The sequence below is a fragment of the Streptomyces ipomoeae 91-03 genome (genome assembly GCF_000317595.1).
Classification (GTDB): domain Bacteria; phylum Actinomycetota; class Actinomycetes; order Streptomycetales; family Streptomycetaceae; genus Streptomyces; species Streptomyces ipomoeae.
This window is the reverse complement of the sequence record NZ_AEJC01000317.1, coordinates 1-13238: the sequence shown is the minus strand read 5'-3', so window position 1 is coordinate 13238 and position 13238 is coordinate 1. Positions and strand designations below refer to the sequence as shown.

Here is a 13238-nt window from a genome sequence, read left to right as displayed (position 1 = left end):
GGTCGCCCTTCGTCCAACACCCCTGCTCCAGCAAAGGAATCCGCACCGTGCCCGTAGTCAATGAGATCGACGTCAACGCTCTGAACGACACCATCGACGCTGTGCGGACCGGCCCGAAGCTCGGCCAGGTCACCTTCGCGGTCGACGGTTCCTGGCAGGGCGGCTGCAGGCTCGACACGCAGACCGGCGCCCTGGCGCAGGGAGGCGAGCTCGATGAGAAGCGCGTCGCGCAATACACGATGAGCAGTGACGAACCAGCCGCGCTGCTCGGTACGGACACCGCGGTCTCGCCCGGCGAGTACCTGCTGCAGGCGCTCGCCGGCTGCTACACCGTCACGATCGCCACTTTGGCAGCCGCGCAGGGCATCGCCCTCAAGAGCCTGCGCCTGGAACTCGAAGGCGACGTCGACCTACGCGGATTCCTCGGCATCACCCCTTCGATCCGCCCGGGCCTGGGTCAGGTGCGCGTTCATGTCCACGCCGAGGCACCCGACGCCCCCCGTGAGCAGCTGGAGGAGCTCATCGCCCTCGTCGAGAGCCGCTCGCCCATCCGCGACACCATCGGCAACCCGGTCGACGTCGTCACGACGCTTGCCTGAACGAACGAGCCGGCTGTGATCAAGCCGGCAGCCCGTCCCCCTCGCTGTCCGCGGGCCCGGGGATCAGGATCCACGAGACGGTCCGAGGAAGGCACAGCACGACGACAGTGAGGACTCCGCCGTACTCGACGCCCCGGTGGGCGAGTCACTGCGCGGCCACCACGCAGCCCTCGCCCGCCGACTGGGCCGGGCCGCCACCTACCTGCCGGACGTCGCGACCTTCTCGGCGGTGTCCCCGACTGAGAGGGATTAGCCTCCCTCCCGGGTACTCCCGGGTACTCCCGGGTACTCCCGGACCGCGGCAGCCGGTCCGGGAGCCGCAGTCGTTCATTCCCCGGGCGCTTCACGGTGTGCCGCACGCGACGGACGTATTGCGTGACGCCGCGGGCGGTCGAGGATGTCCGGGAACCGACTCGGTCACGTGGACCCGGTGCTCGTACGGGCGTGCGACCACGTCCTGCGGCCCCCGTCCGGCACCGGGTCGGCCGGGCCGGGCAGCCCACTGGGACCGGCTTCCGGGACCGGGCGTCCGAGGGCCGACTCGGCGCTCTCGCCGAGGAAGCCGCCCGACTGGTGCTGCCACAGCTTGGCGTAGGCACCCTCCGCCGCGAGCAGTTCCTCGTGGGTACCCTGCTCGACGACGCTTCCGCGATCGAGAACGACGAGACGGTCCATGCCGGCGACGGTGCTCAGGCGGTGGGCGACCACGAGGGCCGTACGTCCGTCCATCAACCGCCACAGGGCGTCCTGGACGAGGAGCTCACTCTCCGAGTCCAGCGCGCTGGTCGCCTCGTCGAGCAGCAGGATCGGGGCGTCGCGCAGGATGGCCCTGGCGAGGGCGACGCGCTGGCGCTGGCCGCCCGAGAGTTTGACTCCCCGCTCCCCCACCAGAGTGGCGAAGCCGTCAGGGAGTTGGCCGGCGAACTCCGTGACGTGCGCGGCCTCGGCCGCCGCGTGGATCTCCTCGTCGGTGGCGCCGGGCCGGGCGAAGGCGATGTTGTCCCGCAGGCTGCGGTGGAACATGGCAGGTTCCTGCGGGACGTAGGCGATCAGTGAGCGCAGGTCGGTCTGGCGCAGCCGACTGATGTCCTGACCACCGATCAGGATGCGTCCGTCGTCAATGTCCGACATCCGCAGCAGGAGCCGGGTGAGCGTGGTCTTGCCGCCGCCGGACCTGCCGACCAGACCGATCCGTGCGCCTGCGGGCACGTCCAGGTCGAGTCCCTGGAAAATCGGCTTCGCACCCGTGTGGGCGAAGGTCACCGCCTCGAAGCGGATGCCTGTGTCCCGCGGTGCGAGCGGTTCGGGTTTCGTCGGGTCGAGCACGGTGGGCGGATCGAGCAGCAGCTCTGTGAACTGCGCGGCCTCGGTCATCGAGCTTTCCAGACGCCGGTAGATCTGGTTGAACTCGAACATGATCTGTGTGGCGTTGGAGTAGTAGGTGAAAGCGACGACGATCTCCTCGACTCCCTGGCCCGAACCACCGAAGGCGATGGCGACCAACAGGCCCAGCACGTTGGTCAGCACGGACATGGGGGCGATCAGGGTGTCGACGCGCAGATTGCCGTAGTCCCACGACCTCAGCGTCAGGCGGCGGGAGTCCGCGACACGGCTGCGGTGTTCGTCGGCCTCCCGCCGCTCGGCCGCGAACGCCCGGATGGTCTCCATGTTCATGAGGCTGTCGGCGACGTGGCCGGAGACCCGGGCGATCGCCGCCTCGCGGTCGTTGACGAGCCTCTGCCGACGACGGATCAGAGGCGTCGCGGCCACCACGGTCAGCACGATCATCACAAGAAGGCCGGCGACGAGCCTCGGTTCATAGCCCCACAGCACCACGGCACCGAACACCAGGGGGACGAGACTGCCCACGATCCGGTACGTCATCGTGTCGACGAAGTCCTCGAACCGCTTGCCGAAACTGAGCACCCGTTTGGTCAGGGAGCCGGCGAAGTTGTCGTGGAAGAATGCCGCGTCCTTGGCGAGGAGTTCATCCATGCCGCTCACGTACAGGTGTTCCATGCCGAGGGCGTCCACGCGGTTCAGGCAGTGCTGCCCGACCCGCCACACGGCCTCGGCGAGCAGCAGCGTCACGCCGAAGCCCAGCACGTACGGCAGCGCCGAGCCGAGGGTGAGACCGCCGTCGTCGGCGGCCTGTGCTGCCAGTTTGGCGATCAGCAAGGGGGCGACGTAGCGGATGCCGATGTTGCCCACGGCCGGCAACAGCAGCGCGGGTAAGGCCAGCAGTCGTAGTCGCAGCAGTTCCCGGCCGTAACGGCGCAGCGCCAGAACGACCGCGCTCCTGCCCGGCGTGGGCCCTCGCGTATCTGTTGTCCCCATCACACTCCCGGAGGTTCGGAAGTCGGAATTGTCCCGTCGAGGGAGGTTCTCAGTCCAGGCATTTAACGCGGACTGGCGAGAACCGGACACCGCTGCGTTCGGCGTACGCAGCGGTGTCCGGTGGCGAGCTTGCGGTAGTTGGTGTGCTCGTCGTCGTAGTGCGGAGCCCAGCGCATGGCGGGCTCGGGATCGAAGACACCGGCCGTCGAGTGCCAGGCACCCTTCTTGGCCGCCGGGAAGGCCGTAGGTTCGACGGCGGAGGCCATCCGGCTGTCGTCCACCGTGGTGACGAGTTCCTTGATGCCGGGCAGTCCCAGGTGTGGCCGCCCAGTCGGAGGTGGCGGCGGTACGCGGCGGCCTCCGTCGCGCTCATCGCGGCCGGTGAGGAACCGCGCTGCCAGGCCAGGCCCGTCGCCGGGTCGGTGACCTCCTCGTCGCGGATCCGGTAGACGGGTCGTGCGGTGCCGCCGTCGGAGGCACGAACGCGGCGCCCCCGGTTCTCGCCGCCCTGAAAGGCGGCCCGCCTCGAACCTCGAACGCGGATACCCCCGGCAGAACAAGCCGACGGGGGTGTCTCACCTCTCACGCGCTCTCACACGTGTCCCACCAACAGCGTTGACGCGCCTGGACCACGAGGAACCGACCCGCGAAGGCACTCCTCCGCCAGGGCCTCCTCCACGGCCGCAGCGACCTGGGCCGTCTCGCCGAACGCGCCGAACACTTCGGCCTGCGTCTGTCTCACGCGCACGCGGTTGCCGTCGCCCAGGGGAGGATTGCGTACGACGAGGGCGACGCCGTGCCGCGCCAGGCGGAGGAGTCCCCCGTCGCCCGTTTCGGCAACCGCAGCATCCTGCTCACCACCAAGGACGGCCGCATGCTGTGCGTTGCTCCCGGCGATCAGGAAGAGGTCCACGCCCGCGACCGACAGGCCATGGCCGACCTCGGCCTGAGCACCCTCGAACCGCTTACCACCGCCCGCGGAGGCGCCCAGCCCCTCCTCGACACTCTCACCGCGTACTTCGACTTCATCGTGCCACCGCCGGCGTCGGGCCGAAAGCGCCGGCAAGGCTGGTCAGGATGGATCCGGACCAGCTGCTCTCCCCGAACACGCTGACCGGCATGGCGAGCACGCCGCACTCGCGCCGGAGCGTCTCCGCTGGGATTTCAACCGGGAAGAAGTAGTTGCCGGGACAAGTCCGGCTCGCCGTGGGAATCGCCCCGAGCACTTCGTCCGGCAACCGTTCGAACAGCCGCTCAGCCCGTGCGGCCAGTTCGTCGACGACCTGCCGGGGCACGTCGCTGTGCTCGGTCAGCAGACGGTCGGCGAGCCTCAGCTGAGCCGACGTCGGCGGATCCGTCCGGAACGTTTCGGCCAATTCGGCTTGCGCCGGACCCAGCAGGACCACGCCGAACGTACGTGGCCACAGCCATCCCTTGGTGACCGAATGCAGCAGGACCGCACAACCGGTGTCCAGCAGTCGCCGTGTGCCGGCAGCGAATGGGGCTCCCAGGTCGTAGACGCTGTCGATCAGCAGGCGGCGGCGTGGTGATTCCCGCAACCACGAAATCACCGCGGCGCACTCGGCATCGGACAGGTATCGGCCGAGCGGCTTGCTGGGGTTGGCGAGCAGCAGGTATTCGGGCCGGTGGTCCGCCGGCGACCTCGGCAGGGCCGGCGCCGGTAGCGTCGGGTAGGACGCGGGCGCCAGGCCCGCAGCGCGGGCCAGCTCGAAGTAAACCGGGTACACGTCGCTGGGCAGCCACAACCGCGCTCGCACGGCACGCAGCCAGTGGAACACCACGCCGAGCCCGTGCCGGACCCCTCGACAGACCATGGCGTGGCCGGACCACTCTTCCGGCAGCTCGAAGCGCCGCAGCCAGGCACGGGCGAGATCGCACCGGTGCACCGTACTCATGTCGGTCGGCGGTTCCGGTCGCATCGGAGCAAGCGCCCGGTACACGTTGGTCTCGGCGGCGTCCAGAAGCGACGAACCAGCACTGAGCTGTCGCTGCCGGAATTCCTGGAACTCGCCGAACCTCATGCCGTTGCGCCTTCCGGCACGATCTCGCTGGCCCGGTCTTCCAGGGAGGCGTAGCAGCGTCCGTCGGCCATGACGTTCCAGCTGCGTGCGATCCCATTGGTGCGTTCCCAGAGCAGGCTGGGTTCGGTGTAAGCGGCGATCCGCATCGGCCGTCCGTCCCAGCTGCCGTGGTAGACCGGCGCGCCCCAGGGCAGGCGGCTCGCCAGTTCGAAGCCGTGCTGCTCGGCGAACCGGGTGACGATGGACAGCGAGACCTGGAGCTCTCGGCTCCAGTGGTTGGCGGCGCGGTCGAAGTAGAGCGACTCAGTGCTGGTGGATACGTAGAGCTCTTTGAAGCAGACTTCCTCGACACCGAGAGCCGCGGCCCACGAAAGGTAGTCGGCGACGCCGACCGCGTCGGCGACGCCGCCGTGCTGGAGCACGCAGATCAGCCTCATCCGCAGCCCCGGCCAGCGGTCACGTTCCATGCGCCAGGTGTCGATCACAGAGCTCACCGGCGTGCGCAGCATCATCAGCCGGTCGCTGACGGCGTCGTCCTGATGGTGCCGGGAGACCGCCAGCACGCTCAGGCCTGCGGCGTTCAGGGCTGCCAGTCGGCCGGCCCTGTCAGCGTGCCGGCCCTTCGCCAGGGTGTGCGCGTTGGTGATCAGGACGACCTTCGGGAAGGCCACCGAGCAGGCGGACACCAGCCGTAGCTGCTGTTCGAACGGTATGAGCGTGGGCTCCCCGCCGCCGGTGATCACCGCACGCTCGGCACCCGCCGCACGGGCGCGCTCCAGCCAGTGGGCGACCGCGTCCCACGGGACCCGTGCCGGCGCTTGGTCGCTGGAGATCGAAGCCGAGGAGAAGCAGAACGAACACCGGGCTTGGCAGGCGGCGGCGACCGGCAGAAGCGAAACCGAGCGCGGTCGCATGTCGGTGTAGCGACGCTGTGCCGATCCGTGCAGGTGCGGGGAAGCCGCCATCGCATCCTCGACGGTTGTCGGGCGCAAAGTGAACTCGTCGCCTACGTGGTCGAGTTCGTGGACGGCTGACAACCGGATGCGAGCCTCGTGCAATTCCATGCCGAGGCCTGTCGACACGTTGGGCACCAGCTTGTCGGGGTCCACCGTGGTTTCCAGCACCAGCAGCCGGTCGCCCGGAATGGCCAGACGGTCCAGCAGGCGTCGCGCCTTGCCGATGCCGATTCCCAACTCCGCACGGGTCAGCAGGTGGAACCGGTCGGGATAGGTACTTTCCGGAATCCCCGCCTTACCGTAAGCGAACGCGTACTTGTCAAAGCCCTTCGCGAAGTTCGACAGCACGATGACGTGAAAGCGCTGGTCGCCATGGTTCATCCGGTCATCATGCATGAACGGGCCCCAGACGTCCTGGGCCTCCTCGGGCGGCGTGAGGCAGCGGCGGTGGGCAACGACGCACTTCTCGACCGTCTTGCACAGGTTGAGCCACAGGGTACTGGTGGGCCGTCGGCGAGGTGCCTGCTGAGCAGGCCCTTTTCCCACGGCCCCCAGCCCGAACGACGCATGCGACTTGTCACCGCACGTCGCTCTCCAGTGACTACTCCGTGAGTGCTGCGACAGGTTTCCTGCCGTGGATGTCCGCATGACAAGTGCCGCAGACCACAAGGGTTTTGCGGTGTCGTGCGGCCATGAGATCTGCCCACGGCGGCCGATCGCCTGGCCGCCCGAGGTCGGCAAGCTTGGCGACGTGGTGGACTGCCACCTCGTCGATCCGCCCGCACGCCTCGCACCGTCCGGCCAGGAGCCGGGTAACCAGCTCTTTTCGCTTGGTGTTGACCGGAGCCAGCCGACGATCGTTGATGACCGTCTTCTTGTCTCGTCGCAGCGGGATCCCGCCGAACCGTCCGACCAGTGGCTTCCTGCCGGTGCGTTCGACGCGAGCCTCGAAGCACTTGCGCTGCCCGTGCGACGTCTCGATGGTGGCCGCGTATTTGCGGGCCATCTTCGACACCGACGAGCGGTGCTTGTTGGCGAGCGTCATCAGCATCGAGGTCTCCATGACCCATTGCAGCCGGGCGAGTCGGAAGACGTCGCCGGCCAACAGGTAGTACTGGACGATGCCGCGGTACTCCGACCCGTAGGTGCTGAGGATGACGTGGTCGTCCTGGTTCAGCAGTTCGGGCCGACGCGCGGGTTTGCCGCGCTCCATGTACTGCGCCTGCTTGGCAGATACCACCGAACGAGGGACACGCAATCTAATGACCCCATTGACGGAACGCTTTCCGCCGGTGATCTTGCGGTCGTTGTGGTGCACGGTGATGTCGTAGCCGAGGAACCTCGCCGCCCGGGTGCGGGCGTGCGTGATGAGTGTTTTCTCCGGCGACAGCTCCAACTTGAGTTCGTCACGCAGGAATTCTGCCAGTCGTTGCTTGATTTCCTCGGCCTCTGCCTTTGGTCCGGCGAACCCGAGCAGGGTGTCATCGCAGTAGCGCACATACCGCAGCCTCCGGTAGCCGGGATCCTGAGTATCCATGCTGGGAATACTGCGGAGTTGCTTGCGTAGCTCCCGCAACTGAGTGCGGTCGCCGCGTTTGCGGGCGCGCTGCATCGCCGCCCACACCCTGAAGAAGGCGCGGTTCGGCTTCCTGATCCTGCCCCGGGTGTATTCCGGGATCAGAACCGTCTCGACGTACTCGTCCAGCTTATGCAGGTAGATATTCGACAAGATCGGTGAAACAACTCCGCCTTGCGGGCTACCGCTGTGCGTGGCGTTCCAGATCCAGTCTTCCAGGTATCCGGCCTTGAGCATGTTGTGCACCAGCCGCAGGAACCGGTTGTCGTGGATCTTCTCGCCCAGAATCCGGAGCATGACCGAATGGTCAAGCCGGTCAAAACACTGGGCGATATCACCCTCAACAAACCAGACCGTCCCCGTCCAGGTGTTGGCCACATCGCGCAAAGCAGTGTGGCAGCCCCGGCAGGGACGAAAACCGTGAGAGGAACTGGAGAACGTTGGCTCGTAATACGCCTCAAGGAGCAGGCGGATCACCTCGCCAACGAGCTTGTCGCTCCAGGGCGGCAGGCCGAGCGGCCGCAGCTTCGTGCTGGACCGCGCCTTCGGGATGTAGACCCTGCGAGCTGGGCTCCACCGGTACCGCTCGTGGCGCAGTGCGTCGATGACGTGCTCGATCTTGCCCAGCGACATGCCGTCCACGGTCTCCCTGGTGACCCCGGGCGTCATCGCTCCCTTGTTGGAGTACAGACGCCCGTAGGCCAGCAGATACAACTGCGGATTGAAGAGTTGTCGATACAGTTCGGTGCACGGCAGGCCGCGCCTGCCGCGTTCACGGAGGACACCCAGCACCGTTTCGGCGCTCTGCATTTCGCATACCTCCCGAATCTAGAGTGTCCAATCACCTGGCCCCCTTCGCCCGTTGCGGACGGCTTTCCCGTCCTCCTTGGCCGGTCGCGACTCCGGCGACTACTACAGGGCCTCCGTCGCCATAGGGAGATCTCACCCCTTAGGCGATCCCATGTTCGTCCTTGTCGTACGTCTTAGCGTGATGTAGGTGCCCCACTCATTCCCTTGAATGCCCTCGCTGGGCATCGCTCCGCACTCCGGAGGTTGTGTCGGCCATTCCATCAAGCCGTCACAGGGTGCGGCGTCGGTTACGGGCAGCTTTCCGACGAATTCGACCTTCAATCTCCTGGGAATTAGGGTTCAGGCAATTCAGCTTTCACCGTGTCACGCGGGCCCCCTCGACGCTTCACCTCCACTGCCTGGAGTCGACCGTCGGTTTTCTGGCATGCTCTGGTCTCGTCACCGTTTCCGGATCGGGTAAGCCATCAGACCCAAGAATCTCCCTCCGAATTCTTCCCGACTGAGTCGGGGATACGACAAGGCGCCTCATGGCGCACTGGAAGCGGTCGGCGATCTGGACCGCTTTCGGGGCGGCGGTGCGGACCGCCTCGGCGTAGGCGCCGGCCCGGTCCCGGCAGACGGTCTCTGCTCCGGGGTGCTGCTGGAGCCAGGCGGTGAAAGTCTCCGCGGTGCGGTCCGGCAGCACGTCCACGACGCGGCTGGCCTCGATGTCGATGAGTACGGTGCCGTGGACATGCCCCCGCTTGAAGGCGAAGTCGTCCACTCCCAGCACCCGCGGGCTCCTCTGCGGCGGCTCGGTCGACAGGGCCCGGACGCGGCGCAGTACGGTATTCGGGGCGGCCGGGAAGTGAAACATGCCCGCGAGCCGGGCGCTGGCCCGTCCGGCCAGGAATCGGCCGATCGCCGCCGGCATCGTCTGCTGGAGCCGGCTTCGCCGGCCGTGCCGGAAGGTCAGACCCTCGACCTGTTCGGCGAAGGTCCGCCGAGCACACGACGGTGCCTCGCACCGGAACCGGCGAACCGCCAGGCATATCGTGACCGGACGGCCCCCGATCGCAGCGTGGGCAAGCCGACGGCGGTCACGCCGGTTCAAAGATCTCGAAACCTGAACCCGGGTCAGTTTCCGTCGCGTTCGGCGAGAGTGTGGGCGACGAGGGCGTTGGCGTGGCCATGGCCGAGTCCGTGCTCGGCCTTGAGCCAGGTGACCAGTTCCATGTGCTTGGTCAGGGGCGAGGTGCGGATGAGGTCCTTCCACTCCGCGATCGGGCGGCCGTACTTCTTCTCGATCGAGGGGAAGTAGCCGGCGGGGCCCTTCACTGGTGCAGCCATGTCCGATGTCCTGCCTGTCATGTCGTAGTGATCTTGCTTGCGTACTTGCAGCGGGTGCCGTGTCCGCGGACGCGACGGCGGCGCGAGTGCGGGAGCCGTCCTTGTCAGCGGACGACGTCGAATACGTTCTTGTGCAGGCCGTTGGCGTACGCCTCGTGCTCGACCAGCTTCAGCTTCTGGGTGTCCTTGTCCGTGGCGCTGAACAGACGCTTTCCCGCGCCGAGCAGCAGCGGGAAGACGAGCAGGTGGTAGCGGTCGATCAGGCCGGCGTCCGATTCGTCCTGCGCCTACCACTCCTGCCACAGCTGATTACGTCCGCGACAGAAGGCAGATGCGCTGGTGCGTTCAGTGGGCCGACACCCGGTCAGCCGGACTTGCTTCCCGCAGCCAGGACAGCCGCGAAGAACGAAACGGTGGCAAGCAGGACGAACAACTGTGAATAGCCGCCGAGCGGACCGGTCAGGGCGGCTCCGACGAACGGGGAGATGGCGCTGGCGATGGTGACGGGAGCAGCGAGGAGGCCGGAGAGGCGTCCGTAGTGGGTGGTGCCCCAGCGTTCGGTGACGGCGGTGGCCTGCAGGAGGGTGAGGTTGCCGCGCACCATGCCGGCCGCGATCGCGAGGACGACCAGGAGGGGCACGGGGCCGGGCACCGTCCCGAGGAGGGCGGTGGTACCGCCACCAAGAGCGATCAGGGTGACAGTGCGGGTCGTGACGGCGATTCGGCGGGCGAGGCTGGTGTAGAGCGTGCGGCCGAGTGTCTGTCCGGCGCCGCCGAGGCCCAGGGCCCAAGCGGCCGTTGTGGGGTCCGCTCCGCGTGCGGTGAGCAGGGGGACGAGGGCGATGACGACGGCGTACATCGCGAAGCCGTTGAGGGTGAGGGCGGCGGTAAGCAGGAGGAAGGGCCTGCTGCGGGCAACCGAGGCGCTGCTGCCGGGAAGTTGTGCGGGCTGCGGAGGAGCCGGGGGCCAGGGCGCCCTGAGGGCGACCGCATGAGCGGGAATCGTGATCGCGGCCAGGAGCACGGCCAGGACAGCGTAGGTCGTGCGCCAGCTGAAATGTTCGGCGAGCGTGGCGGTCAGAGGTGCGAAGGCCGTGGAAGCGAGGCCGCCCGCGAGTGTGACGATCGTGAGGGCACGGACGCGCTGCTCGCCCCACCAGCGGGTGAGGGCGGCAAAGGCGGGCTGGTAGAAGGTGGCGGCCATGGCGACCCCGGCCAGTAGCCAACCAGTTGTGAAGAAGGCCAGGTTGGGGGCGTAGGCGATGGTCAGTACGGCCACGACACCGATCAGCGATCCGGTCGTCATGACGGCACGCGGACCGCGACGGTCGAGGATGCGGCCGACGAGGATGCCGGTGAGGGCGGAGACGAGAAGGGCTCCGGAGAAGGCGGCGGTCGTGGCGGCGGTGGACCAGCCGGTGTCGGTGGTGATGCGGGCACCCAGGACGGGGAAGGCGTAGTAGACGATCCCCCAGCTGGTGATCTGAGTGACACATAGGGCGGGCAGGGCAGCGCGGGGCCGCGACCGGTCCCCGGTTCCGGTCGCGGCTCCGCCGGTGCCGAGGTCGGTCACACCGGTCAGCAGCCGCCGGACGTGGTCGGAGCACCCACGCCGATCTGCAGGGTGGCCGGGGCCGCGCAGCATCCCCCTCCGTCGCCGTTCTGCGCGGCGTCGGGCTCGTCGAACAAGCCGGCGCCGCCGCACACGCCGGTCTCCGGCAGCGTCAGCTCCACGCGCTCGGCGGCCTCGCGGTCGCCGGCGATCGCGGCGGTGATGGAGCGGACCTGCTCGTAGCCGGTCATCGCCAGGAACGTCGGGGCACGGCCGTAGGACTTCATGCCCACCACGTAGATGTCCCGCTCCGGGTGGGACAGCTCCTTGACGCCGTGCGGGTAGACCGTGCCGCAGGAGTGGACGTTGGGGTCGATCAGCGGGGCCAGCTCCGTGGGCGCCTGAAGTCGCTCGTCGAGGCCGAGGCGGACCTCGGAGAGGAAGGACAGGTCCGGGCGGAAGCCGGTCAGCACGATCACCTCGTCGACCGGGTCGAGGCGGCGGCCGTCATCGGCGACCAGGACAAGCCGGTCGCCGACACCTTCCACAGCCTGGGCGCGGAAACCGGTGACCACGCTCGCGTCGCCCGCCTCGACAGCGGCCTTGGCACGCAGGCCCAGGGCCCCACGGGCGGGCAGCTGGTCGGCCTCGCCGCCGCCGTACGTGTTCGCACTGATGCCGCGGCGCAGGATCCACACCGCGTGTGTGCCGTCCTCCTCCTTCGCCAGGTCGGCGAGGTAGGCAAGGGCGGTGAAGGCGGAAGCGCCGGAGCCGACCACCGCGGTGCGCCTGCCCACGTAACGGGCGCGCACGGCCGGGTCCTTCAGGTCCGGCACGCGGTAGGAGATGCGGTCGGCGGCGGCCTTCTCACCGAGAGCAGGCAGGCCGTTCGCACCCATCGGGCCGGGAGTGGACCAGGTGCCGGAGGCATCGATCACGGCGCGTGCGGAGATCCGCTCCTCGCTGCCGTCCGCCCCCAGGACGTGGACGGTGAAGGGCTGCTCCTCGCGGCCGGCGTCGACGATGCGGTCCCGGCCCGCGCGGGCGACGCCGGTCACCGTAGCGCCGTAGCGGACCTTGTCGCCGAGAACGTCGGCGAGCGGCTGGAGGTAGCGCTCGGCCCAGTCGCCGCCGGTCGGGTAGGTGGCCCCGTCGGGGCGCACCCAGCCGGTCGGGGCGAGCGCCTTCTCGGCAGCCGGGTCGGTGACCTCGGACCAGGGCGAGAAGAGCCGTACGTGCGCCCAGTCGCGTACGGCGGTGCCGGCGGAGGGCCCGGCCTCCAGGACCAGCGGTTCCAGTCCGCGCTCGATGACGTGGGCGGCTGCGGCCAGGCCGATGGGGCCGGCGCCGATGACGACGACGGGCAGCCGGTCGGTGGTGGGCGCGTTCACGAGGTTCCCCTTTGCTTCGACATTCGTCGATGGCTTGCACAGCCAGCATCACACCTGTTTCGATGAGCGTCAACATAGACATGCATCGAAATCAGGGGGTTTCGGTTTCTTGATGGAGCACGTCGACACGGTGGTGATCGGCGGCGGGCAGTCCGGACCGGCCACAGGGCACGCCCTGTTACGGCATGGAATCAGGCCGGTGGTACTGGAGGCATCCGAGCAGGCGGCCGGGTCGTGGCCGCGCTACTACGACAGCCTCACCCTGTTCTCCCCCGCCCGGTACAGCTCGCTGCCGGGGATGCCGTTTCCCGACGGGAATCCCGACCGCTACCCGCACCGGGATGAGGTGGTCGCCTACCTGACCGCGTACGCCGCGCGCCTGGACGCCGACACCCGCACCGCGTCACCGCGTCACCGCGTCACCGGGATCCGTCGGACCGAGGGCGGGTTCGAGGTGGGCCTGCGGGACGGCAGTCGACCAGCGGCAAGAGCCGTGGTCGCCGCCTCCGGCACCTTCGGCCATCCGTACCGGCCGGCATTGCCGGGGCTGGAGGGTTGCACGGGCTCGGTGCTGCACGCCGCCGACCACCGCAGTCCGACCCCGTTCGCCGGGCAGCGGATCCTCGTGGTCGGGGCGGGAAACTCT

11 protein-coding genes and 3 pseudogenes are annotated in these 13238 nt (G+C 68.4%); 4 read left to right on the top strand and 10 right to left on the bottom strand.

The features are described from left to right. Window positions 1–47 precede the first annotated feature (47 nt). Together STRIP9103_RS20980 and STRIP9103_RS51685 are read left to right on the top strand one after the other, a co-directional pair. Window positions 48–599: an OsmC family protein gene (locus STRIP9103_RS20980; protein WP_009316407.1), complete on the top strand. Its 552-nt coding sequence runs from the start codon at window positions 48–50 to the stop codon at window positions 597–599. A 136-nt stretch (window positions 600–735) separates the two neighbouring features. Then, window positions 736–834 (top strand): annotated as a pseudogene (locus STRIP9103_RS51685) (GNAT family N-acetyltransferase); the annotation flags it as partial. 182 nt (window positions 835–1016) lie between these two features. Here the strand turns inward: STRIP9103_RS51685 and STRIP9103_RS20975 are convergent. Continuing rightward, window positions 1017–2936, bottom strand: coding sequence for an ABC transporter ATP-binding protein (locus tag STRIP9103_RS20975; protein ID WP_009316421.1), 1920 nt, complete (start codon window positions 2934–2936; stop codon window positions 1017–1019). A 62-nt stretch (window positions 2937–2998) separates the two neighbouring features. Beyond that, window positions 2999–3217, bottom strand: a complete 219-nt coding sequence (locus STRIP9103_RS20970; protein WP_009316417.1) for a hypothetical protein — start codon at window positions 3215–3217, stop codon at window positions 2999–3001. A 389-nt stretch (window positions 3218–3606) separates the two neighbouring features. On the opposite strand from STRIP9103_RS20970, the pseudogene STRIP9103_RS46775 reads away from it, so the two are divergent. Further along, a pseudogene (locus STRIP9103_RS46775) lies at window positions 3607–3960 on the top strand (PucR family transcriptional regulator); the annotation flags it as partial. Between the two features lies 1 nt (window position 3961). Here STRIP9103_RS46775 and STRIP9103_RS20960 read toward each other — a convergent pair. The 8 genes and pseudogenes from STRIP9103_RS20960 to STRIP9103_RS20930 all read right to left on the bottom strand — a co-directional run bounded on the left by STRIP9103_RS20960 (window position 3962) and on the right by STRIP9103_RS20930 (window position 12592). Further along, window positions 3962–4978, bottom strand: a complete 1017-nt coding sequence (locus STRIP9103_RS20960) for an aminotransferase class I/II-fold pyridoxal phosphate-dependent enzyme (protein ID WP_009316412.1) — start codon at window positions 4976–4978, stop codon at window positions 3962–3964. Then, entirely contained in the window at window positions 4975–6315 is a 1341-nt protein-coding gene (locus STRIP9103_RS20955; RefSeq protein ID WP_234022252.1) for a radical SAM protein, read from the bottom strand. Before STRIP9103_RS20955 ends, STRIP9103_RS20960 begins: the two co-directional genes overlap by 4 nt. Window positions 6316–6535: 220 nt before the next feature. After that, entirely contained in the window at window positions 6536–8320 is a 1785-nt protein-coding gene (locus STRIP9103_RS20950; protein ID WP_009316419.1) for a reverse transcriptase/maturase family protein, read from the bottom strand. 385 nt (window positions 8321–8705) lie between these two features. Then, the gene (locus tag STRIP9103_RS45270; protein ID WP_158696898.1) at window positions 8706–9083 is read right to left on the bottom strand and encodes a transposase; all 378 of its coding nucleotides are present in this window, start codon (window positions 9081–9083) and stop codon (window positions 8706–8708) included. Between the two features lie 353 nt (window positions 9084–9436). Next, window positions 9437–9649, bottom strand: a complete 213-nt coding sequence (locus STRIP9103_RS20940; protein WP_009316408.1) for a DUF4287 domain-containing protein — start codon at window positions 9647–9649, stop codon at window positions 9437–9439. Between the two features lie 104 nt (window positions 9650–9753). Continuing rightward, window positions 9754–9924, bottom strand: a pseudogene (locus tag STRIP9103_RS46770) (dihydrofolate reductase family protein); the annotation flags it as partial. 89 nt (window positions 9925–10013) lie between these two features. Then, window positions 10014–11222: an MFS transporter gene (locus tag STRIP9103_RS20935; RefSeq protein ID WP_009316414.1), complete on the bottom strand. Its 1209-nt coding sequence runs from the start codon at window positions 11220–11222 to the stop codon at window positions 10014–10016. 5 nt (window positions 11223–11227) lie between these two features. Continuing rightward, complete coding sequence (locus tag STRIP9103_RS20930) at window positions 11228–12592, bottom strand: NAD(P)-binding domain-containing protein (RefSeq protein ID WP_009316413.1); 1365 nt, start codon at window positions 12590–12592, stop codon at window positions 11228–11230. 112 nt (window positions 12593–12704) lie between these two features. On the opposite strand from STRIP9103_RS20930, the gene STRIP9103_RS20925 reads away from it, so the two are divergent. After that, the coding region (locus STRIP9103_RS20925; RefSeq protein ID WP_048820672.1) for an NAD(P)-binding domain-containing protein at window positions 12705–13238 on the top strand (534 nt) is incomplete at its 3' end.

What these genes read in the sequence shown, in the direction of transcription:
- STRIP9103_RS20975 (WP_009316421.1), bottom strand. Translation starts at nt 2,936, where the DNA reads ATGGGGACAACAGATACGCGAGGGCCCACGCCGGGCAGGAGCGCGGTC.
- STRIP9103_RS20960 (WP_009316412.1), bottom strand. Translation starts at nt 4,978, where the DNA reads ATGAGGTTCGGCGAGTTCCAGGAATTCCGGCAGCGACAGCTCAGTGCT.
- STRIP9103_RS20940 (WP_009316408.1), bottom strand. Translation starts at nt 9,649, where the DNA reads ATGGCTGCACCAGTGAAGGGCCCCGCCGGCTACTTCCCCTCGATCGAG.
- STRIP9103_RS20955 (WP_234022252.1), bottom strand. Translation starts at nt 6,315, where the DNA reads ATGAACCATGGCGACCAGCGCTTTCACGTCATCGTGCTGTCGAACTTC.
- STRIP9103_RS20950 (WP_009316419.1), bottom strand. Translation starts at nt 8,320, where the DNA reads ATGCAGAGCGCCGAAACGGTGCTGGGTGTCCTCCGTGAACGCGGCAGG.